The organism is Methanobrevibacter sp. YE315 (genome assembly GCF_001548675.1).
Lineage (GTDB): Archaea > Methanobacteriota > Methanobacteria > Methanobacteriales > Methanobacteriaceae > Methanocatella.
The window spans coordinates 1,007,408-1,030,621 of sequence record NZ_CP010834.1 but is presented as its reverse complement, the minus strand read 5'-3'; the positions used below and the strand labels follow the sequence as shown (position 1 = coordinate 1,030,621).

The window sequence follows — 23,214 nt, the reverse complement described above, 5'->3', positions numbered from 1 at the left end:
GTTTTTTTAAACCTTATTATATTACCCTGATTTTATTTGTAACAGAATCCTTTGCAAAAGAGGTAATTATATCGTGATAGCCTCTGATTAAACTGTCATCTGCCACCACTATAAATGTTGCGATTCCGTTACTGTTTGTCTTGACGACATATGTGTTGCCGTTGAACTTGATTGTGACATCCTTGTTTCTCAAGACATCACCCCTGATTTTGGCGTTGACCAGCTTTATGGAAAATGTTGCATTGGTTCCCTTCACCACATTCAAATCGCTGGTTTCGATAATATGGTTGACTGTAACCATATTTGAAACTGTAAAGCCTTTATAAACTGCAGAAATTTCGTATTTTCCAGGATTCAAACTGATTTTCAAGGATGCGTATCCGTAGCTGTCGCTGTACCTGTAATAGGTCTGGCCGTTTACATGGAACTCCACTTTTGCATTTGAAACAGTATTTCCAAGGTTGTCCATGACTCTGACTGTATAGGAGTCTCCAGATCCGAAATACATTTCCAAATCGGCATTTTCACTGATTCTTGGAACAATTTTGACGTTATGTTCCAAGACTTCTCCGGTTACGGTATTTGTCACCATAAAGAGATAAGTGCCGGAATCCAGTTTGATGCTGTGGCTTGCCCTTCCGACTGATGAGTCAGTAGTGTATGTATATATCTGGCCGGAAACTGTAATTGTAACCTGCTTATTCAAAAGCTTTGCACCGTTTGAATTCAGGAAATAGACAAAATAGTTGGCGTTATAGGTATACTGATCTGCGTATGGGCTGATTGTTGATAGTACATTGATGGTTTTTGACGCTTCAGATTCCAGGTACTTACCTCCGCCGGGACAGCTTATGTCAATCTTATAGCTTCCAAGGTTCAGATTGGCCAATGAAACTGTCGCAACACCATTTGCATTGGTCTTGACCCTTTTTGTAATTCCGTTTACTGTAAAGTCAACGTTCTTATTGGAAATAGGCTTTTTGGCCTTGTCGACCAATGTGATTGAATAGGAGTTTGAACTACCATAATATTTCTTCATGTTGCTTGCTTTGATGTAAGTCTGCAGATAGTCTATTGTAAAGGAATCTGTCACATTGCTGCATTTGAATTCAGACGGATTCATATAGGCCATGACATTGTACTTTCCATAGTAGCAGTTGTTCATCTCCAGAACTCCCCTGCCGTCTACAACATCGCACTGATAGTTATGTTTATTGATGATGAAATATGCTGTTCCATCAACGTTTCTGGTTAATATGACATTTATTCTCGCATCCAAGACATTAGTCTTGATATTCAAAAACATTTCATCCTTAATTTGAGTAACATTCACCTTGATTTTTGAAGTTGGGCTTGTATAGCCGCTCTGGCTGAATTTTGCAGTAATCGCCTTTTCGCCTACGGTTGTGAATATATGGGCAAGTTCACAGTATCCATCGACTACATTGCAGGTAACTGTCTCATCTTCAACCGTGAAAGTGACTTTTCCTGTTTTGACCGGATTTCCATAAGAATCTTTCACATTTGCTGATATCAGCCATGGTGTATCTCCCTCATTTACGGATAATGTAATCTTTGGGACTATCTTATTGAGGATTGTGAACGCCTTGATGCATGCAACCTGTGATGCATATGTGTGAGTTGAATATGACCATGTCAAATCATATAGGTCCTTCCAGGTTTTGCCGTCATAGCTGATGTAGGATATGCCTTCTTTATAGAGCTGTTTGTTAAGTGAAACTTCTTCTGAAATCGGAACGCCCGCTTCATTGTCAACGGTTATCTTAAATACGACTTCAAAAACATCACCCTTATTTATCTGGATGAACTTATTAAGTTCTATTGTAGAATAGCTTGAAGGGGATTTTCCTGACTGGGTGAGAACCTTTTGGCCATTGACATATATGTATACGATCCAGTCGGTTGCCTTTTGGAAATATGTTGAAACGGCAGTAAGGTATTCATTGTCTGTTGCGGTAAACCTGTTCTTATACCATACTACATTTGATGAATTTATAAAGAAATCTGTCCTGCCTGGTATATCATATTGGTAATTCTTATCGTATTTGATAGTATCGTTTAAAATAAACGTATAAGTGACATCGGATTTGTTGACTTGTGCCAATTTAGTGTCATAATATGATACATAATAATAACCATTTTCACCGCTTGAAGTTCCCCAGCTGTTCTTGATAATCCATGCCCCATCACCAGGGGGTGTTGACTTGAAGTTTGATTTTGAATAGGTGTCATCCCATCCGACAATTACGACTGCATGATTTGGAGTGTTTCCACCATCATAGTAATAATTCTTCTGGTTCTGGATGAATGAACCACTCCAATAGATGCTTGTTGCAACACCTCCGCAATTCCTGATTGCCAACTTGATATCATTGTTATCAGTATAATCGCTGCGTTTTAGGAATAATACATTTTGAATATGATTTAGACTATTATAAACAGGAGAAATTGTGTTTATCGGAGAATATTCATCCTGGCTTTCAAGAACAGGACCCAGCCAGCTGGTCAGATATCCTATGCCCATATCATCATATCCACCGTCATTAGTAGCCATGTTCCATCCATAGTCGGAGAATTTTGACATTAGATTTATCATGTTGTTTTCGGAAAAGTCATAATTTTTGCTCATAGCCTTGAGGATGCAGGATTCCAATGAACCGATGGCCGCAAATGCCCAACAGTTTGAACCTTTTTCCTGATTTTTAACGCTTGTAACCTGATTTAAATCTCTTAAATCATATTTTATAGGAATATACTCAGTTGAAGGTGATTTTTTGATAAGAAGAGTATAATCCCCACTGCCAATACTTAAATCAACATCATCGGTCTGATATGCATTGTTTTGATATTTCGCCTTATTGTTTGAAAATGAGTTTCCAAGTCGAGAATCATAAATTGAATCATAGAATATGTCGCTTAAAAGACAGTAAACCGCACCGGCAGTGTTTTGGGCCTTGTTATTTATGAATTTATTATAATAGATATTGAATATGTCGGCGCCGTCAACATATAGCGCTCCACCGTTGTTTGCTGTGTTATTGTTGAAATTGGAATCTCTAAGAGTGAAATAGCGATACATCAGATAGACTGCCCCTCCGTCATATTTTGCCCTGTTGTTTTTAGCAGTGCTGTTTTTCAATGTAAGATTTGTGCTAAGGGAAATTATTCCCCCTCCAAAGGTAGCGCTGCAGTTTGTCAGAGTTACCCTGTTTGCAATGAACTTCAAGGAGTCGCTCACGTAAATTGCACCGCCAGCATCACTTACGGAATAGTCATTCAAGAAGTTTGACTGGAAAATGGCTCCATCCACATTGTTTTCACATGCAATGGCTCCGCCGAACAGCTGCGCATGATTATCCCTGAAAATGGAATTGGAAACAGATAGAGTACCCTTGCTCATATATATCGCACCGCCATATTTGGCGCTGTTATTCAGGAAGGTGCAGTTATACACTTTTACAAGCGAATTCGAATTTGTAGAGCTTATGGCTCCTCCGCCTGAAGTGGAATATGAATCCTTAAAGATCACATTTCTTGCATTTATATCTCCATTGTTGGAGATGACTGAGGATGTCAATGTCAAATCCTTAATAACAATTGAGCTTTGAACAGTGAATCTTGCATTTTTAATAATTGTCCTATCGCAGTTTTGACCGAGGAATGTTACATTATAGATGTTTGAATACCTATTTCCCAAATCATATTCACCGTTTTTCAGATGAAGAATGGAATTGTCACGGATTCTATCCCATGTCAGGTACTTATATGGATTATTAATTGACCCGTCTCCATTGTCGTTTTCAGCATTCGGATTAAAATAGTATGAAGCTGATAGGTTACCATCATTATCATTTAGCTCAAGCATTGTCTGGTTGTCGGCTGCAAACGTTGCCGGAATGGCAAACATAAGCGCTATAAACAATATAATTATGAATTTTTTCTTCAAAATAACACCCTCATTTTAAACAATTATTATTAAATTATATAGGATATTATTATTTTGAGCAAATATAATATAAATAATAGATGGTTTTAGGAAGTACAATATATATTTATGAAAAAAAAATAAAAAAAAGAATTTAATTAATGAAGTTAATCTGCTCTTCATTAATTAGGGTATAATTGATCAAATCTTTAGAATCCAAATCTTCACTGCCCAATTTGACGGCTGTGATTTGGGAATTTTTATATGTCCTATAATACAGCACTCCATCATTTGTATTGTAGCATGAAGAGTATATTGTATATTCAAACAAATTCGGATCATCAATAAAAGTGCATCCGTTCTGCTGTTCGACAGATCCCAAAATATGGAAAAACTGTCCAACGCTACTGACTTCATCCATATCAGAGTATGAATTTGCACGTGTAAATGCAACTTTTGCAAATCTTGAAGATGAAGACAAATCACCAGGAAGTCCTATTGCACCCATTCCCCTTGAGTATTCATCCAAATCAATATCACTTGAAAAGGTATTTTCAGGATTTTTTGTAGACAGACTTCTATAATTATTTAGATAGAACAATTGCTTATCAAATGGAGGATTGTTTGTCAAAACTCCAACAGGATTATCATAAATTTTCAACCCATCACTCAACGGTTCAACAACAATTGATTCGCCGCTATTATCGGAAAGCATCCAATGGAGCGGGGAAAGCGGGAGCTCATCTGCAAAATTGATATTTACCAGATTGATTTTCTCAAACAATTTACGGGCTTCACTGACACTTGCGGCACAACCGAGTATATATGGAATTAATTCAAAAGGAGTTATATTGACCATGCCTTCTTTAAATTCATTATATACTGCATTACCTGCAAAGTTCAGCCCGGCAATAGCTAATCCTTTTTCATTGCATGCATCATAATATAATGGATATCCGTCAACACCTGCAGCAATACCTATTATTGCAAAATGGGATTTGATATCATCTATTTTCCTAAATTTGAATTCATAGTTTCTGGGAGTTATTGTAACCCTCTCGTTATATGAAATTTCATAATCAAAATTTCTGCCGAAATAATGGTTTTCGGTTATATAATTACTTGCTGTACACATCTTACCACCTCATAAAAAATTTGAATAATTTTGTGCTCTTGACTTTACATCAGAAAACTTATCTTCAACCACCAATTCACCGTTTTTGAAAACTGTGCGAAGCAAATCATCACCTTCGCTGTCAATCGGAACTGTCCTGAATGAATTGTTTTCACAGACCAGTTTGAATCTTCCTGTTTTGGATTTTTTACTTGAATCAAGCGGGTTTTTGAATATGTCAAACCATTCGCCGTCACGCAATTGGGCGGAACACTTGAATGCATTTCTCTGGGTATCACGATTGACTGCAGTGTGCAGGCCACCGCCCATACCGAAGATAATGTTTTGAGCCGCCCAGCCGTTGGACTTCATTGCAAAGAGTATGTCACGTATTTTCTGATAGTTCAAACCGTCACCCCACAAAAGCCCGATATTTGAATCGAATACCTTATAGCCCTTATCGGTCAAGTAAGAGCCGAAACCTTTTTCCAATATGTTCAAACAGTCTATTGTTGTAGAAACAGGCTCTCCGCTGTCCGGTCTGAACACGACCTTGTTTCCTTCAATTGCTAAAAAATCATTGATTGCCCTGTTCAGTCTGCTGTCCGGGCTTCCCGCTTCAGTAAGGAAGTTCCTGTAGTTGTATGAATCGATAACCATTGACAATATTCCATTTTTGGCCTTGTCAATGACATTCAGAATTTGGTCTATTTCACCTTCAGGACCTAATGAAGTCATTACGCTATGTTCTGTAGCCTGAACGGAAAATCCATAGAGGTTTGAGTCATTGTAGTAGTTTTCTGGTATTGTCAGTGCAGGAATTGTGTCAGTTCCTGAAAAGCTTAAAAGATGAGCGGATCCTGAAAGCATTGATGATTCTGTTGATGTGGCTCCACGATATCCGAAATCATGAAGCATAAAGTCAAGGTTATCCTTGGCAGAACCTGTGACTTCAAGATAGAAGTTTGCAAGCTTTCTGACCTCTGCTGACAATGTTGCAACGGTTGATGGATACCATACTTGAAGTAAAAGAGATTCCAAATAATTCACAAGCCAGAATGACTTTTTATCAGTGTTTTCAACTGTCATCAATACATTGCCCACTCCAACCGGTGTTCCTTCAGCAACCGCCTTTATTTCAATCGGCAGATAACCGTCATGCTCGTCTAAAATGTATTGCCAGCCTTTTCTGTTGAAAATGCCTTCGCCGATATGGGCAGATATTAGTTCATCCGCTTCATCTATCTTTTCCTGGCTTAAGACCGGACCTTCCAAATATTTCTTTATTATATACTGAAGTCCATAAAAAATAGTCTTGTTGAACTCAGCACCCACTCTACTTTCAAGGTACGAATAGATTTTTTCGGTTCCTTTAGGGTAGAAATAGTGATGGGTTACCTTATAACTATCTGTTAAAAGACAAATATTATTTTCAATCATAATATCACTTTTTAAGATAGTTATTAGATTGTTATATAATATATATTTTACTAAAAAAAAGAAAAAAGGAAAAAAGATCTAGATATAGCTAGTATCTTGTTTTCTGAAGTGAGCTTGTGGGTGATCGCATAACGGACATACTTCTGGAGCATCGGTTCCATAATGGATGTATCCACAGTTATTACATTTCCATGCAATTTCTTCATCTTTCTTGAATACTTTACCTGCTTTGATCTTATCTGATAAAGCGTTGTATCTGTCTTCGTGTGCTTTTTCGGTAGCTCCTGCTGCATCGAACAAGTCTGCGATGTCATCGAATCCTTCTTCACGTGCGGTTTCCGCGAATTCTTTGTACATTGAAGTCCATTCTTCATGTTCACCGGCAGCTGCATCAGCAAGGTTGCTTTCAGTATCAGGTACTTTGCCGCCATTCAAGAGTTTGAACCAGATTTTTGCATGTTCTTTTTCATTGTCAGATGATTCTTGGAAAATGTCTTTGATTTCCACATAACCATCTTTTTTAGCTTGAGATGCGTAAAATTCATATTTTACACGTGCTTGGGATTCTCCAGCGAGAGCCGCTTTCAAATTTTCTTCGGTTTTAGTTCCTTTTAAATCTGCCATTTTATTCATCTCCGTAGATTACAATTTAAAATAATCATATATAAATATTTGGTAATCATTCAGTAACTAAAAAAAAAATAAAAAAAGTAGAGAGCTTATTTAAAGTTGGTAGCTCTTTCTTCAAAGTGTGCTTTTGGAAGTCCGCATACAGGACATTTTTCAGGTGCGTTAGGGCCTGAGAATACAAATCCACAGTTTTCACATTTCCATTCAATGTCTGCTTCTTTGTTAAATACTGCATCGTTTTCAACATTAGCGAGTAATGTTCTGTATCTTTCTTCGTGTTCTTTTTCGATTGCTCCTACTTTTTCAAATAAGAATGCAATCATTGGGAAACCTTCTTCTTTAGCGGTTTCAGCGAATTCTTTGTACATTGAAGTCCATTCTTCGTTTTCACCGTCAGCAGCTGCGTTGAGGTTAGCTACTGTGTCAGGAATATCATCATCGTGTAAAATTTTAAACCAAATTTTAGCGTGTTCTCTTTCGTTTTTGGAAGTTTCCATGAAAATATCATGGATTTGAACGTAGCCTTCTTCTTTTGCTTTAGCAGCAAAATATTGGTATTTGGTATGTGCTTGGGACTCACCAGCAAAAGCTGCTTGTAAGTTTGCTTCAGTTTTTGTACCTTTTAAATCAGACATAATATACATCTCCATTAAAATAACTCAACTAAAATGTTGAATATTCATTCTAATATAGAATAATATTATATATAGCAATTATCATTTAAAAAATTTTTTAAAATATTTAAAAAAAAAGAAAAAAAGAATAGCTTAAAATCTTAAGCTATATCAGAATATAGTAACCCGGTAACTCTTTGGGTAAAGAATGCAAAGTATGGAGTCACTACAATGGAAAGAATTGACAATTCCGGAATTTTACCGTATATTGCTCCTAAAATAGTTTCAATTACAGCCACGACAATTATTGAAAAAAGAATTACACCAATCACTTTGCCGACACCTATTCTTGAGATGTCCCTTGCAGCTTCAGGAATATTTATCGCTTCGCCTAAACTGCCTGTATTTGCCAGTCTTGCTTCGCCCATGGTCTGGAGGAATGCGAATATGATAAATACAATAATACCAATAATTGCAGTAATAGTAAATGAAGTGATTAATGCAGATTGAGTAGCACTAGAAATGGAAGATAGTGCCGGAGCAGATGAATTTGCAATTGCTGTTGCATTTGCAGAAGTCACAGTAGCTTCTTGAATAAAGTTCATAATATTTCCAGGAACATTTGTAATCAATGCAATGATTCCAACGATTATAGCTGGAATAATCATGTATACAATGCTCACGATAATCATTTTAATACCAGTGATCAAATCATTTTTCCAATCAAAGCTAGGGGCTTTTTCATCAAAGTCTATACCTGATTTAATAATGCCTATCTGATAACCTGTTATTATCAATGCAATTATAATTGCAATTATAAAAAGAATTGCAGTAATAATGAAATATAAACTAGAATCATTAATTGCAGCGAATATGGTGAAAAATCCTCCTCCAACTAACAATCCCATGACAAACAACAATACGATGTAAATCGCGAGTTTATCTAAATTTTTTGATGGGAAAATGAATGCTTCTTTAATAATATCCAATATTTCCATAATTATACACCTTTTTTTAAATTAAATACTTTAAAAGTACATATAAAGTTTAAACATGGAAATATATAAAGTTAACTAAAAATAGACAAAATAATAAAAAAAGAAAAAAAAGTAGATTTATCTATGCAGATGCATATAATAAACCTATTCCTTTATTATAGAACAATACAATAAATCCGCCTAATAAAATCATTCCAATAATAAATCCGATATATGGAATAATTGCAAGTAAACCTAAAATAAAGGACAAAATTAAAATAATGATTAATGCAATGATTACGAATAGGATGATATTTAAAATTCCGATTCTTTTAGCATCTTCAAATATTTGGCCAAAGCTGAAAGCGTCACCCATATTACCAGTATCAGCGAATTTAGCAATTGCAACAATTTCTAATATTGAAAATATGATGACTACTATTATTGCTAATATTGTACCTACACCTATTCCGACACCTGTATGATTAAGACCAGCACCCACTAATCCAGAGAATACACCTAAAATCATAGCAATGATGACAGGAATAATGTAGTAGACAATTCCAATGATTAATACTTTGATTCCGTCAACTAAATTTGTAACAGGATCAATATCAGGTATTTCATTTGAATGTTGAATACCTTTCTTAATAACTTGAAGACCGTATCCTGAAAGGATTAATGCAAAAACGATAGATACAAGAATTGCAAGTAACATTAATATACTATTATCAATTCCAAAGGAGCCAAGAACACTATAGAATCCTGCAAGTAATGTTAATACTCCTACTATTAAATATTTTTTAATATCCGAAAACGGATATGCAATAGCATCTGAAATAACTTCTATTACGCTCATTTTTTCACCTATTATATTTTTTAAATAAAAAAACACCCCATTTAAAGTGTCATGATAATATTAAACTTAATACTATTTAAATTAATTGGTTAAATTGAAAAAAAAGAAAAGAAAAAAGATGAATAAAATTATTCATCTACACCAAAGGATTTTTTGAGTAAATCTGCGTTTACAAATCCTTCTTTATAAATTTTACCGGTGGTTAAATCATTGATTACTACTTCTGCAGGAGCAAACATTCCCTTATCGATTTGGTAGAAATCAAATCCTGCTTCTTTAAATACATCGAAGAATGGTTTTCCATATCCGTCAGCAGCAGAGGATGGTAATTGAGCTGCTACATCAGCAATGTCATCTCCTTCTTCAGATTCAACATAGTAGTAAGTTCTTCCACCGAACAATACTGCATCGTTGGTTTTACCCATTGCTTTTAATCCATCTGGGTCGACCGGTGCGATTGGTGCAATACCTGCAGCATGTTTTACTTTGGTAACATCAAACTTGATGAATTCTAACATTTTGTATGTTCCGTTTTCAACAACTCTTCCGGAAATTTGAATGGATCCGACAAGAGAGGAAGTAGGAGCTACAAGTAAGTATACATTTTTAACATCAACATTACATTCATCAGCAATATATTGAGCAACGTCCTCACCAGGCAATACATCAGCTTCTAAAGTTAAAATTGCTAAATCTGCTTCTTTGTCTTCGTATCCAATTTCTTCATAAGTTTCAGCAGGTTTTAATGCGATTGCTCTTGCAGGACCGGAACCTAATGCAAAGAAATCTCCTACAGATACAGACCAACCTGCTTTTTGAGAACCTAAGGTTGAAATGGAAGGGGCGTCTGTTTTAATCTTTACTGAAGGAAGTGCGAATTTTTCAGATAAATCTCCAGGAATTGAAATTCCAACATCTGCAAGTCCACCAAGACAGACTTTAGTATAAAGTTCTCCTGCTTTAAAACTTCCATCTACGTTTACACCACAATCTAAAACAGTAGCACCATTTTCTAAAGTTGCAACAGCGATGTTCAATTCATCTGCTTTTTCAATCATTACATCTACGGTTTTTTTTGCTTCAATGTTTACACTTACCATAGTTTAACCTCATTTATAATTCTAACTTATAACTTTTAAGTTACTGAATAAAAATATATTTTTATTCTTATTTATATTTGCCTAAAAAGTTTTAAAAAAAAGAAAGAATTGAAATTATTAAAAAAAAAGAAAAATATTGTAGATGAAAAAAATCATCTACCTTCTATTCAGTTATTTTTTCCCACGTGAAAATGGAACAAATGCTACAGCTACAAGCACAAGTACCAATGCTGCGATTGGAAGACCAGTATGAAGCAAATGTTTTTTAGTAACAACCGGTTTTTTAACAGGCTTTTTGATATCCTTAGATGGGACATTACTTTTATTGCCGTCGGTATTGTTTTTGTCAGGTTGAGTGCTGTTATCATCAGCAGTTTGGTTACTGTCATCAGTAGCGTTATCGTCTGCAGTGGTATTTTCTACATTAGCAGTATTATTGTCATCTGCAGTGGCATTATCTGCTTCAACAACAGGATTATCACCAGTAGCACCTAATTTTGCTTCTGAAGCGCAGTTTGTAATTACAAATCCGTTATCTGCATTTCCACTAATGGAGGTTGAATAACCGGATACATCAGCAGTTACTTTATAATTTCCATCATTCTGTACTTTAAAAGCACCGGACCATCCGTTTTCATTATTTAAAATGATAGTATCGACAACAGCACCATTTTTTATAAGATTGACCTTAACTTGTGCTGGCCTATCACTAGCTTTGCCTGAATCATCCCAAACAATTTTAACTTTTATGTCTTTAGATTTTGATACGGTTTGAACATCATTTACAGATTTTGCATCAACAACGGATCCACTATCAGCAGAAAAGTTTTCTGCCGCTGAAATGAAACTTACAGATGCAATCAAGAAAATTGCAATGCATAATATTGTAAATATCTTCTTATTCATGATTTACAACACCTCCTAAAAATATTAGCTAATTATCATATTAACAATACACTATATAAACTTATTGAAAAAAATTCAGCATTATGATTAAAATCTGTCAAAATGTACTTTTGATTTGTCATACCTTAAATTAACTTCACCCTGCCTTTCGGGCCATCCCACACATATGACAGAAAATGGAATGCAGTAATCCGGAATTTGCAGATATTCCTTCAATTTAAGTGTCCTATCTTCAATCGGATGAAAACCCAACCAAACGGCACCCAATCCCTCATGAGTTGCCTGAAGCAGAATATTCTCATTACAGGCTCCAAGATCCTGTTCAATCATCCTTATAACTTTTGCCTGATTAAGATTTCCCAACGTAACAATCAAATGTGAAGCACCTGCTGCAGGTTTTGCAAATCTGTGCATTTTAGAAATGGCTTCCTTATCCTCCTTTTTGGAAACAACAATAAACTCCCAGGGTTGTGAATTGCATGAAGAAGGGGCCTGCATGCCTGCCTTCAACAGATTTTCAATCAATTCATCCGGGACTTTCTCATCTTTGAACTTGCGAACGCTTTTCCTTTTAAAAATTAGACTCATTCAACCACCAAACAACTCCTCAATCTCTTCGCGAACAAACGGATAGTCATTGACATCACTCAGAATATGAATCTGGTCTCCGTATTTGATATGGAAATCCTCGCTAGGAATAACATACTTGCCATTCCTTATAACAGACACTACAATGGCATTTTTTGGAAATGGAATATCCTTAATTTTAAAATTAATGTAATTGCAATCCAAAGGCACCAAATACTCTGATAAGACATGTTTGGATGGTTTTTTAACGAATTCCCTGTTTTTATTCATAAGCAATCTGTCATATAATGATTCATAAATAGGTTCGTTTCCAAGAAGGGTCGGAACCACATAAGCTATCAATGATACGATAATCATAGCTATCAAGGACTCAGTTGAGCCGCACATCTCGGCTATCAGAACAACCCCTGTAATAGGGGATCTTACAGTGGCGGCAAAAAATCCCGCCATTGAAATAACAACGAACTTGTAAATCAAATCATGCTCAAAACCGAATATCGGCACAACTGCAGATCCGAATGCAGCTCCGATATATGCTCCCAATACAAGTATCGGCAAGAATATGCCTCCTGGAGCTCCTGATGAGAATGAAAACATTGAAAACAGGTATTTTAAAACCAAAAGGAAAACGATAACGCCAAGTGAAGGCATTGCAATGTCCAGCATGTCCATCATGAAGTGCCCGCCGTCGCTTATTTCAGGAATGGTGAGAGCTACTACACCTGAAACCAAAAATACCAATACGAACTTAAGCCATGACGGAATTTTAAGATTATTCACGAAATCACTTGATTTAACCATTCCTATATTGTAAATGTAGCCTAAAAGACCGATCAATACACCTAAAACAATCAGCAGCCAATAGCCGTCTAAAGGAATGTTATGAATAGGAAAGGTTAATGCAGTGGATTGACCAAAGATTATTTTTGATATGAAATCCGATACGATGGCAGATACAAGTGCAATAAACACAAGGGTTTTGTCAAATCCATGATTAATCTCCTCAAGGACAAACAATACACCTGCAAGAGGAGCGTTGAATGCAGCTGTAATACCTACTGCAGAACCGACCAAAATCAATCTTAGCTCATCCGTTTTGGATCCTTTGAAAAGCTTAGCAACACCCTTTCCGGCCATACCACCAATCTGAACGGATGGACCTTCAGGACCCAGTGATAAACCGCCTAGAGCTGTCAAAACTCCAGATACGATTTTTGAAAAAAGCACTTTTGCCCAATTCGCTTCCATGTGGCCCTTTATCTCTGCATAAACTTGAGGTATTCCGCTTCCGGCCGAATCGACTTCCCATTTTGTCAGCCAGTCAACCAAAAGCCCCATAATGGCAAGGGCAATAAAAAATAGAATAGTATAAATTAAATTTCCATTAATTACAGCAAGATAATCTCTTAAAACATGTTCTGAGCCATAAAGTAAAAAACGGTACAAACATACCATCAATCCTGCAAATATACCGACCATTACTCCTTGAACGGTTAAACGGAAAATATATTTTGGATTTTCAGCCACAGATTTTAAAGTTTTTTCAAGATATCTCATTACTATCTAATTTGTTTTAAATCATATAAATCATTTTCAAAATCCTTTACAAAATAGCGAATATTTTTTCTGCCTTTTGTAATGATTTCATGGCCTTCCCCAATAAGTTTTTCTTTTTGAAATTCGATTCCACCGGGATATTTTGGATTTAGTTCCCCATCGGTCTTTAAAGTTCTCCAGAATGGAATCTTACCCGTATCTCTCTCATCACTTGCCTGAGCTGAAAGGCTTATGAAAATTCCTGCAGTCATTGGGCATGTAAAATCAGATTTATATTTGTCGGCTAGAAATTCCCTAATCTGAACAGCTGTAATCACTTTGCCTTCAGGAATTTTAGACATCAATTGACTATATTCTATCGGTGGCGCAATAAGCATGTTTTTTCCGCCATATCTTTCAATTGACTTTTCATCATCAATCACGACTATTTTCGGCATGTCTTTAGAGTCTTGCAATTTTTCATTAAAGCTTTTGCGGGCCATATCATCACCTATATTTTACAGTACCCTATAATCTAAAAAGTCAAATATATAAACATTTTTACTGATTAACTTTAAATTAAATATTTTACAGATATTATATCATGTTGGGCAGCGCTGATAAGAAAAACATCATTATTGTGGAATGCAGGTCTACTGGAATCAACTTTATTGAAGATATCGTCAATAGAGGCTACTATCCAGTTATACTCAATCCAAAATATGGAGATAGTGAAAGGGGCGATGCACGTGATGAAGCATCGAAAAATGACCTTAAACATGTTAATTATAAATTTGATTTTATTGACGAGAAGGATACCTATGAAGAGACCCTTGAACTTGTCAGGAAATATAATCCTCTTTTGGTTCTTCCAGGAAACGAAAAGGGAGTAAGACTTGCAAGCAGATTAGCGAATGACTTGAACTTGATATGCAATGATATAAAAAATCTTGATGCAATGACCTATAAAGATGAAATGCAAAAAAGAATTGCTGAATATGGCCTTCGCTCAATCAGAGGAAAAGTTGTTAAGTCAATTGAAGAGGCAATAGAATTTTACGATAATGAAAACCTAAAGCAAGTCGTATTGAAGCCAAAATACAGCTCCGGTTCAACTAGCGTGAGAATGTGTGCCAACAAAGAAGAAATGATAAACACATTAAAAGACACATTTCACAAATTCAATTCATTTGGAGAAGCCCTATCAGAGATTCTGGTTCAGGAACGTATCGTCGGGGATGAATACATTGTAAATACAGTATCCTGTGCCGGAGAACACCGCGTAACATTAGTATGGAAATACCATAAAATACAGACAGCAGACGGAGCCATGGTATATGATACCTGTGAAAGCGTAAATGAATTAAATCTTGGCGAAGCTGAAATGATAGAATATGCCTATGATGTAGCAGATGCCCTTGGAATCGAATACGGACCTGTGCACGGTGAATACATGATTGATGAAAATGGACCTGTCCTCATTGAAGTGAACTGCCGCCCATGCGGAGGACACATGTCTACAAAATTCCTGGACAAGATTTCAGGACAGCACGAAACAGACAGCATACTGGACGCATATCTTAAACCAGCCAGATTCCAAGAAGAGCTTAAAAGGAAATACGAGTTATACAATTACGGAGCCTTGAAATTCTTCATCGTGCCGAAGGATATGGTGGCCACATCCACACCGATGAAAAACATCAGCATTGAATTAAAGAGCCATGTTGAAACTGCAATGGACAACCTTGATGAAACAGATAAAAAAACATACTTCAAGACAGATGACGTGAGCAGCGCCTGCGGCATTGTTTATTTGGTTCATGACGATTATAGCGTTATCCAAGACAACATCAACTATTTAAGAAACATTGAAAAGCACGCATTTTCATTAGTTTTAAGCGATGAATCCGACAAGGGAGATGTTAAGGAACCAATTGACATTGATAAATTCAGGCAATTAATTGAAAAAAGCGACATTTACGGAACTGGACTTTTCATAACAGATGAATATTTCGAAGATATTGACATACTTCAGGTCTCTCCGGACAGCCTAAACGATATTGGAAGCGAATTCGATTATGTAATCCTTAATCTAAATGAAAGCATGGTTAAAAACGACACAGAAACCCTCATAAAAATCTTATTAAGCAGCATTGAAAAAGTAAAAACAAGCGGAACAATCATAATTCCAAAATCAACCTACCAACACTTCAACAGTGGAAGAAAAGGCGTAGAAGCATTGATAAAACTGCTTGACCTTAAAATCGAACTGCCACCATACAAAATCAAAAACACAATTGTAGCATCAAAAAGATAGCTGCAATACCCTATTTTTTTAACACCATCCTTTAACTGCACTAATAGATAATCTTTGCAATAAATCAATGAGATAGTAAACATATCAATAAATTAAAGATAATACTCTCAATATTTAATGTAATAATTAGATTTAAATTAAATATATTATAGATATAGGAATCATGTTAAACAGAAAAAGGGAAAGTATTGTTATTGTAGAATGCAGGTCTACAGGAATTAATTTTATTGAGGATATTGTCAATAGAGGCTACCGCCCTGTTGTGCTCACTCCGAAATACGCAGATAGCGAAAGGGGAGATGCACGTAAGGAAACATCAGAAGATGACCTTAAAAGTATTAAGTATGATTTTGATTCTATTGATGAACAGGACACCTATGAAGAGACCCTTGAACTTGTCAGGAAATTCAATCCTATTTTGGTTCTTCCAGGAAACGAAAAGGGAGTAAGGCTTGCAAGCAGATTGGCGAATGACTTGAACTTGATATGCAATGATTTAAAGAATCTCGATGCAATGACCTATAAAGACGAAATGCAAAAAAGAATTGCTGAATATGGCCTTCGCTCAATCAAAGGAAAGGTCGTTAAGTCAATTGAAGAGGCAATAGAATTTTACGATAACGAAAACCTAAAGCAAGTCGTCCTAAAACCAATATACAGCTCATGTTCAGCAAGTGTCCGAATGTGTACCAACAAAGAGGAAATGATAACCACACTAAAAGAATTATTTAAAGAATACAATGTCTATGGAGATCTTTTATCAGAGATTCTGGTTCAGGAACGCATCAACGGAGACGAATACATTGTAAATACAGTTTCCTGTGCTGGAGAACACAGGGTAACATTAGTATGGAAATACCATAAAATACAGACAGCAGACGGGGCTATAATATACGATACCGCTGAAAGCGTAAATGAATTAAATATTGGCGAAGCTGAAATGATAGAATACGCCTATGATGTAGCAGATGCTCTTGGAATCGAATATGGGCCTGTACACGGCGAATACATGATTGATGAGAAGGGACCTGTCCTCATTGAAGTAAACTGTCGTCCATGCGGAGCGCACATGTCTGCAAAATTCCTGGACAAGATTTCAGGACAGCACGAAACAGACAGCATATTGGATGCATATCTAAATCCGAAACGCTTCCATGAAAAACTTAAAAAGAAATATGAGTTATACAATTACGGAGCTTTGAAATTATTCATCGTGCCGAAGGATATGGTGGCCACATCCACACCGATGAAAAACATCAGCGTTAAATTAAAAAGCCATGTTGAAACTGCAATGGACAATCTCGATGAAACAGATAAAAAAACATACTTCAAAACAATTGATTTAGACAGTTCCTGCGGCATTGTTTATTTGGCTCATGAAGATTATAGTGTAATCCAAGACAACATCAACTATTTAAGAAACATTGAAAAACACGCATTTTCATTAGTTTTAAGCGATGAATCCAACAAAGGAGAAGTTAATGAACCAATTGACATTGATAAATTCAGGCAATTAATTGAAAAAAGCGACATCTACGGAACCGGACTTTTCATAACAGATGAATATTTCGAAGATATTGACATACTTCAGGTCTCTCCGGACAGCTTAAACGATATTGGAAGCGAATTCGATTATGTAATCCTTAATCTAAATGAAAGCATGGTTGAAAACAACACAGAAACCCTCATAAAAATCTTATTAAGCAGCATTGAAAAAGTAAAAACAAGCGGAACAATCATAATTCCAAAATCAACCTACCAACACTTCAAAAGTGGTAGAAAAGGTATAGAAGCATTGATAAAACTGCTTGACCTTAAAATCGAACTGCCACCATACAAAATTAAAAACACAATTGTAGCATCAAAAAGATAGCTACAATCATTTCTATTTTTTTATGACCTTATTCCATGCAGATTAATTTTTTGAAGCGATGACCATATTTTTCAGATTATGTAAAGGCAACTCCAATTTCAAATCGAAAACCTTAATAAGAGCTTCAGCACCAATACGGCCATGAGGAATGAATTGATAAGTACTTTCGGGAATGAAAATTATTCCTCCCACCTTGACCCTGTCAATTATCCTTAAGAACAGGTATGCAATCATGTCATCTTTTAAATCAACCAGACTTTTATTCAGATTAACGACGACACAGTTAAACTCTCCCTTAACCTCATCAAGGTCATCAGGAGAAACCTGCAGTACATTATCCACATCAAAACGTTGATCAGTTACAAAAAGAGTAGACCCTAGGCCTCTAACCCTCTCTAGAGTTGATTTAACCTCATCTAATGCTTCATCATCATCGACAATGATTTTTTTATCAGAACCTTCACTTAAAACCAAATCAAAAGCATATTTTTCAACGCTTCTCAAAAAGTCGAGGTCTTTCTGGAGCACATAGCCGTCTTCATGAACCAAATAAACTGTTCCTCCAGTTGTTTCGAAGTCCTGTGTTTTTACAAACAGTTGTGTATCTCCATTAATTTCCTGAGTGGTTTTGTAATGACTTTTTAGCCTATTACTGATATATTTCATTGGAGAAGACTGAGCAAGAATATCTTTTGGGACAATGAACAATTTCAAAGATCCATGAGCATATAACTTATATCCCCTATCACGTTCGTAAAAAAAGTTTTCAGGGTTCAAATAGGCATCAAGAATGCTGTCGGTTTCATGCTGACCGGAAATCCTATCCAGATACTCCGCATCCATGTTTCCTCCAGCTGGACGGCAGTTAACCTCAATCAAAACAGGGCCTTTTTCATCAACCATATACTCACCATGAACCGGACCATACCTTATGCCCAATGCATCAGCAACATCATAAGCATATTCAACTATTTCCGCTTCACCTAGACCCAATTCATAAACAGTGTTAATGGAATCATAAATGTGTCCTCCTTCGGCTGTTTTAACCTTATTGTACTTCCACATAAGAGTTACACGATGATTGCCATCACATGAAACGGTATTGACAAAATACTCCTCACCATTAATGCGCTCCTGAACAACCATTTCTGTGACCTCCTCCCCGTACATGTTTACATCGTTAAACCGTTCAGTAAGGGATTTAATCATTTCCTCCTTGTTCAGACATATTCTCACACCAACTGATCCTGCACTATATACAGGCTTTACAACAACTTCATCAAAGCCGGATTCATCATAATACTCAATAGCTTCTTCAACAGACTTGACAACACGGCCCCTGATATGCCTAAGACCGCTTTCAGCAATTTTTTCCTGCATCTTATCCTTGAAAGTCATGGCATCGAGATTTTCAATAGGATTGCATTTAAGGCCTAAATCATTTGCCAATCTGGTAGCATAGATAACACCATATTCGGCACCAGCAAGAACAAGTAAGGGGTCATATTCACGAATCATTTCAAGAGTCTCTTCATAAGTATCCTTTACATGAACCAAATCATAGTCCACATCAATTTTAGAATATGCCTCCTTAAACATAGCGTCATATCCTACATTGTCCTCATTATCCAAAACGTCCATATCCAAGATTACAGGACGAAAATTCCTATTTGCAATATCCCTAATAAAATTAAATCCTGTTGATACAGGTTCCACAACAACAATATTTCTCATGTATACCCCTTCTTATTATACAATATAATTTATAAATTCTATAGTATAAAATTTATGAAAAATATGTTACCTTTTTGAAGCTATAACCATTCTTTTCAAGTTATGCAGTGGCAATTCCAATTTCAAATCGAGTACCTTGATTAAAGCCTCAGTACCTATTCTTCCACGAGGAATGCATTGATAAGTACTTTCAGGAATGAAGATTAATCCTCCCACTTTGACCTTGTCAATTATCCTTAAGAACAGGTATGCAATCAGGTCATCTTTTAAATCCAGGAGACTTTTATTCAGATTAACGACGACACAGTTAAACTCTCCCTTTACATCATCAATGTCATCAGGAGAAACCTGCAGTACATTTTCGATATCCAAAACTTGCTCAGTAACAAAAAGAGTAGAACCAAGAGCTTTGACTCTATCCAAAGTTGAATAAACATCATCCAACGCTTTATTTTCGTCGATAGTGATTTTTTTATCAGAACCTTCACTTAAAACCAAATCAAAGGCGTATCTTTCAATGCTTCGCAAGAAATTAAGGTCTTGCTGGAGCACATAGCCGTCTTCATGGACCAAATAAACGGTTCCTCCAGTTGTTTCAAAGTCCTGTGTTTTGACAAATAATTTTCTATCATCAATCATATCTTGTGATGTTTTGTAATGGCTTTTCAGCCTATTGCTGATATATTTCATTGGAGAGGACTCAGCAAGAATATCTTTTGGGACAATGAACAATTTCAAAGACCCATGAGCATATAACTTATATCCCCTATCACGTTCGTAAAAAAAGTTTTCAGGGTTTAGATAAGCATCAAGAATGCTGTCGGTTTCATGCTGACCGGAAATCCTATCCAGATATTCAGCATCCATGTTTCCTCCAGACGGGCGGCAGTTAACCTCAATCAAAACAGGGCCCTTTTCATCGACCATATACTCACCATGAACTGCACCATACTTAATACCCAATGCATCAGCAACATCATAAGCATATTCAACTATTTCCGCTTCACCTAGACCCAATTCATTAACAGTATCAATAGAATCGTAGATATGTCCTCCTTCAGCGGTTTTTACTTTAGTATACTTCCACATAAGAGTTACACGATGATTGCCATCACAAGAAACGGTATTGACAAAATATTCCTCACCGTTGATGCGTTCCTGAACAACCATTTCTGTAATCTTATCTCCATACATGTTTATTTCATTAAATAGATAATTAAGGGAATTGATCATTTCCTCTTTATTTAAGCATATTCTAACGCCCACAGAGCCTGCACTATATATCGGCTTTACAACAACTTCGCTGAAGCCTGATTCATCATAATATTCAATAGCTTCTTCAACAGACTTGACAACACGGCCCCTGATATGTCTAAGACCGCTTTCAGCAATTTTTTCCTGCATCTTATCCTTATAAGTTATTGCATCAAGATTTTCAATGGGATTGCATTTAAGACCTAAATCATTTGCCAATTTGGTAGCTATTCTAACGCCTCTTTCAGCGGCGGGAATAACCAATAAAGGGTCATATTCCCTAATCATCTCAAGAGTTTCTTCATAAGTGTCTTTTTCTTGAATCATCTCAAAATCAGCGTCAATTGAAGCAATACACGCATTGACCATTTTTTTATATTCCATATGTTCTTCATCATCAATTACGTTTAATTCTAAACCAATAGGATTATAGTTTCTATTGATTACATCCTGAATAAAATTAATTCCTGTTGAAGCAGGATCAACAATAACAATATTTCTCATATTCTATCCTCCATATCCAGAAGTTTGTATGATGCAAAATAAATATAACAAAGTCCTTTAAACCTTTCGGAGTTGATTTGACATAATCTAATGTCTTATCATCATCAGTGATAATTATTTTATCATAACCCTTACTTAAAACTAACTCAAATGCATATCTTCAAGGATGCATAAGAAATCCAAATCCTTTTGATGGATAGACATCTCAATGAATCATATAATCACTTCCATTGGTTGTTTTATTCCTTTGTTTTGACAAATCGTGCTGAATGACAGTTATTTCATGGGAAGTTTTGTAAATGGCTTTTTAACTATATTTCCCATATTATTTCCTCTTAAATATAGAATACAGTTAAAATATGAATTTCCCAATCAGATTAATCAATTTAATTTAGCCTGAATTCAAAATCCAATTATTCTAAAAAAAGTAATATTTAAAATAATGTAGAATAAAAATAAACACAGATAAGTAAGGAAAAATTTACATGGCAAATATAATAGAAAAATGGACTCAAACTAGCTTGATATTGAAAATAGTTATCGGCATAATTATTGGAACAATATTAGGAATCTTTTTACCAAAATTGTCAGCGATAGGACTGTTAGGGACATTATTTGTAAGCGCTCTTAAAGCTATTGCTCCCATTCTAGTATTCGTACTGGTAACCTCAGCCATATCAAAGGCAAAGACAGGAATCGGATCCAGATTCAAAACTGTAATTTACCTTTATTTCTTCAGTACCTTTTTTGCGGCGCTAGTGGCTATTATCGGCAGTTATCTGTTCCCGGTATCCATACCTCTTTCAAACGTGGCAAGTGCCAGCGTTGCAGCTCCTGAGGGCCTTTATGAAATTATTTCAAATATGCTTTTAAAGATATTCGAAAATCCCCTGCATTCACTTGTTGAAGGGGATTATTTATCAATCCTATTCTGGTCCATTGTTATAGGAGCGGCTTTAAATAGTGTTGCAAATGACACCACCAAAGATGTTTTAAGCGACATTGCCGATGCCATTACTAAAGTAGTATGGTCAATAATACAATTCGCCCCTATAGGAATCTTAGGTTTAGTATTCACATCAGTTTCACAAAGCGGCATCGGAATCTTTACACAGTACGGCGAGTTGATTCTGCTTTTAGTCGGATGCATTGCTTTTGTTATGTTTATAGTAAATCCAATGCTTACCTTCATTACATTAAAGCGAAATCCATATCCTTTAGTGTTCACATGCCTTAAGGAAAGCGGCCTTACAGCATTCTTCTCAAGAAGTTCAGCGGCAAACATTCCCGTCAACATGAACCTTTGTGAAAGATTAGGCCTTGACAAGGATTTCTATTCAATCAGCATTCCTCTAGGCTCAACAATAAATACTGGTGGAGCGGCCATAACAATAACTGTAATGAGTCTTGCCGTGTGCCACACATTAGGAATTCAGGTGGCATTGCCATTGACACTCATACTATGCCTAATTTCAATTTTAGGTGCATGTGGAGCGTCAGGTATTGCAGGAGGGTCACTGCTTCTGGTTCCAATGGCATGTTCATTGTTTGGAATCAGCAATGATATAGCTATGCAGGCTGTTGCAGTCGGATTCATCATCGGAGTTATTCAGGATTCATGTGAAACAGCCCTAAATTCATCAGGAGATGCACTGTTTTCAGCTACAGCAGAATATCGGGACAGGGAAAAAAACGGAGAGCCTGTTAACTATTTGGGAGAATTTGCCAAAGATTAAAAATCAACTTTTTTGATACCTATATTTAAAAAAATATCTATAAATTCGCCGATAAACAACAAAAAATATTGCACCCTCGCTTTGCG

General features: G+C 36.0%; 17 protein-coding genes. 3 read left to right on the top strand and 14 right to left on the bottom strand.

Going from position 1 to position 23,214, the window contains the following annotated elements; translation table 11 throughout:
* Positions 1 to 16: 16 nt before the first annotated feature.
* From TL18_RS04385 to TL18_RS04330, 12 genes are all read right to left on the bottom strand, one after another.
* On the bottom strand, positions 17 to 3,967 hold the full coding sequence (locus tag TL18_RS04385) for a C1 family peptidase (RefSeq protein ID WP_067041893.1): 3,951 nt from the start codon (positions 3,965 to 3,967) through the stop codon (positions 17 to 19).
* A gap of 133 nt (positions 3,968 to 4,100) precedes the next feature.
* Positions 4,101 to 5,081 carry a choloylglycine hydrolase gene (bsh, locus tag TL18_RS04380; protein ID WP_067041890.1) on the bottom strand — a complete coding sequence of 327 codons (981 nt, stop codon included), beginning with the start codon at positions 5,079 to 5,081 and terminating at the stop codon, positions 4,101 to 4,103.
* A 9-nt stretch (positions 5,082 to 5,090) separates the two neighbouring features.
* Positions 5,091 to 6,500 carry a nicotinate phosphoribosyltransferase gene (locus TL18_RS04375; RefSeq protein WP_067041888.1) on the bottom strand — a complete coding sequence of 470 codons (1,410 nt, stop codon included), beginning with the start codon at positions 6,498 to 6,500 and terminating at the stop codon, positions 5,091 to 5,093.
* A gap of 78 nt (positions 6,501 to 6,578) precedes the next feature.
* A complete protein-coding gene (gene rbr / locus TL18_RS04370; protein ID WP_067041871.1) occupies positions 6,579 to 7,124 on the bottom strand; it encodes a rubrerythrin in 546 nt (181 codons plus the stop codon).
* Between the two features lie 95 nt (positions 7,125 to 7,219).
* Positions 7,220 to 7,765, bottom strand: a complete 546-nt coding sequence (gene rbr, locus TL18_RS04365) for a rubrerythrin (RefSeq protein WP_067041868.1) — start codon at positions 7,763 to 7,765, stop codon at positions 7,220 to 7,222.
* 140 nt (positions 7,766 to 7,905) lie between these two features.
* Complete coding sequence (locus TL18_RS04360) at positions 7,906 to 8,742, bottom strand: DUF4013 domain-containing protein (protein WP_067041865.1); 837 nt, start codon at positions 8,740 to 8,742, stop codon at positions 7,906 to 7,908.
* A gap of 121 nt (positions 8,743 to 8,863) precedes the next feature.
* Complete coding sequence (locus TL18_RS04355; protein WP_067041862.1) at positions 8,864 to 9,580, bottom strand: DUF4013 domain-containing protein; 717 nt, start codon at positions 9,578 to 9,580, stop codon at positions 8,864 to 8,866.
* Positions 9,581 to 9,708: 128 nt separating this feature from the next.
* Positions 9,709 to 10,680 (bottom strand): methenyltetrahydromethanopterin cyclohydrolase, encoded by a 972-nt coding sequence (gene mch / locus TL18_RS04350; RefSeq protein ID WP_067041858.1) that lies wholly within the window; start codon positions 10,678 to 10,680, stop codon positions 9,709 to 9,711.
* Positions 10,681 to 10,851: 171 nt separating this feature from the next.
* Entirely contained in the window at positions 10,852 to 11,586 is a 735-nt protein-coding gene (locus TL18_RS04345) for a Cna B-type domain-containing protein (protein WP_067041855.1), read from the bottom strand.
* An 87-nt stretch (positions 11,587 to 11,673) separates the two neighbouring features.
* Positions 11,674 to 12,174, bottom strand: a complete 501-nt coding sequence (locus TL18_RS04340; protein WP_067041852.1) for a nitroreductase family protein — start codon at positions 12,172 to 12,174, stop codon at positions 11,674 to 11,676.
* Positions 12,175 to 13,731 carry a ClC family H(+)/Cl(-) exchange transporter gene (locus tag TL18_RS04335; RefSeq protein ID WP_067041850.1) on the bottom strand — a complete coding sequence of 519 codons (1,557 nt, stop codon included), beginning with the start codon at positions 13,729 to 13,731 and terminating at the stop codon, positions 12,175 to 12,177.
* A 2-nt stretch (positions 13,732 to 13,733) separates the two neighbouring features.
* The gene (locus TL18_RS04330; protein WP_067041848.1) at positions 13,734 to 14,213 is read right to left on the bottom strand and encodes an MGMT family protein; all 480 of its coding nucleotides are present in this window, start codon (positions 14,211 to 14,213) and stop codon (positions 13,734 to 13,736) included.
* A gap of 101 nt (positions 14,214 to 14,314) precedes the next feature.
* Between TL18_RS04330 and TL18_RS04325 the strand changes: the two genes are divergently transcribed.
* Both TL18_RS04325 and TL18_RS04320 read left to right on the top strand, forming a co-directional pair.
* Positions 14,315 to 16,027 (top strand): ATP-grasp domain-containing protein, encoded by a 1,713-nt coding sequence (locus TL18_RS04325; protein ID WP_067041846.1) that lies wholly within the window; start codon positions 14,315 to 14,317, stop codon positions 16,025 to 16,027.
* A gap of 163 nt (positions 16,028 to 16,190) precedes the next feature.
* Positions 16,191 to 17,900, top strand: coding sequence for an ATP-grasp domain-containing protein (locus TL18_RS04320; RefSeq protein ID WP_067041844.1), 1,710 nt, complete (start codon positions 16,191 to 16,193; stop codon positions 17,898 to 17,900).
* 42 nt (positions 17,901 to 17,942) lie between these two features.
* On the opposite strand, the gene TL18_RS04315 is transcribed toward TL18_RS04320, so the two are convergent.
* Both TL18_RS04315 and TL18_RS04310 read right to left on the bottom strand, forming a co-directional pair.
* Positions 17,943 to 19,634, bottom strand: a complete 1,692-nt coding sequence (locus TL18_RS04315; RefSeq protein WP_067041839.1) for an ATP-grasp domain-containing protein — start codon at positions 19,632 to 19,634, stop codon at positions 17,943 to 17,945.
* A gap of 66 nt (positions 19,635 to 19,700) precedes the next feature.
* Positions 19,701 to 21,392, bottom strand: a complete 1,692-nt coding sequence (locus tag TL18_RS04310; RefSeq protein ID WP_067041835.1) for an ATP-grasp domain-containing protein — start codon at positions 21,390 to 21,392, stop codon at positions 19,701 to 19,703.
* A 485-nt stretch (positions 21,393 to 21,877) separates the two neighbouring features.
* Here TL18_RS04310 and sstT point away from each other — a divergent pair, with 485 nt between their 5' ends.
* Positions 21,878 to 23,128, top strand: coding sequence for a serine/threonine transporter SstT (sstT, locus tag TL18_RS04305; protein WP_067041832.1), 1,251 nt, complete (start codon positions 21,878 to 21,880; stop codon positions 23,126 to 23,128).
* Positions 23,129 to 23,214: the final 86 nt, after the last annotated feature.

Excerpts from the sequence above, each read along its gene's own strand:
- bsh (WP_067041890.1), bottom strand. The coding sequence starts at position 5,081 with ATGTGTACAGCAAGTAATTATATAACCGAAAACCATTATTTCGGCAGA.
- TL18_RS04375 (WP_067041888.1), bottom strand. The coding sequence starts at position 6,500 with ATGATTGAAAATAATATTTGTCTTTTAACAGATAGTTATAAGGTAACC.
- rbr (WP_067041871.1), bottom strand. The coding sequence starts at position 7,124 with ATGGCAGATTTAAAAGGAACTAAAACCGAAGAAAATTTGAAAGCGGCT.
- rbr (WP_067041868.1), bottom strand. The coding sequence starts at position 7,765 with ATGTCTGATTTAAAAGGTACAAAAACTGAAGCAAACTTACAAGCAGCT.
- TL18_RS04360 (WP_067041865.1), bottom strand. The coding sequence starts at position 8,742 with ATGGAAATATTGGATATTATTAAAGAAGCATTCATTTTCCCATCAAAA.
- TL18_RS04355 (WP_067041862.1), bottom strand. The coding sequence starts at position 9,580 with ATGAGCGTAATAGAAGTTATTTCAGATGCTATTGCATATCCGTTTTCG.
- mch (WP_067041858.1), bottom strand. The coding sequence starts at position 10,680 with ATGGTAAGTGTAAACATTGAAGCAAAAAAAACCGTAGATGTAATGATT.
- TL18_RS04345 (WP_067041855.1), bottom strand. The coding sequence starts at position 11,586 with ATGAATAAGAAGATATTTACAATATTATGCATTGCAATTTTCTTGATT.
- TL18_RS04340 (WP_067041852.1), bottom strand. The coding sequence starts at position 12,174 with ATGAGTCTAATTTTTAAAAGGAAAAGCGTTCGCAAGTTCAAAGATGAG.
- TL18_RS04335 (WP_067041850.1), bottom strand. The coding sequence starts at position 13,731 with ATGAGATATCTTGAAAAAACTTTAAAATCTGTGGCTGAAAATCCAAAA.
- TL18_RS04330 (WP_067041848.1), bottom strand. The coding sequence starts at position 14,213 with ATGGCCCGCAAAAGCTTTAATGAAAAATTGCAAGACTCTAAAGACATG.
- TL18_RS04325 (WP_067041846.1), top strand. The coding sequence starts at position 14,315 with ATGTTGGGCAGCGCTGATAAGAAAAACATCATTATTGTGGAATGCAGG.
- TL18_RS04320 (WP_067041844.1), top strand. The coding sequence starts at position 16,191 with ATGTTAAACAGAAAAAGGGAAAGTATTGTTATTGTAGAATGCAGGTCT.
- TL18_RS04315 (WP_067041839.1), bottom strand. The coding sequence starts at position 19,634 with ATGAGAAATATTGTTGTTGTGGAACCTGTATCAACAGGATTTAATTTT.
- TL18_RS04310 (WP_067041835.1), bottom strand. The coding sequence starts at position 21,392 with ATGAGAAATATTGTTATTGTTGATCCTGCTTCAACAGGAATTAATTTT.
- sstT (WP_067041832.1), top strand. The coding sequence starts at position 21,878 with ATGGCAAATATAATAGAAAAATGGACTCAAACTAGCTTGATATTGAAA.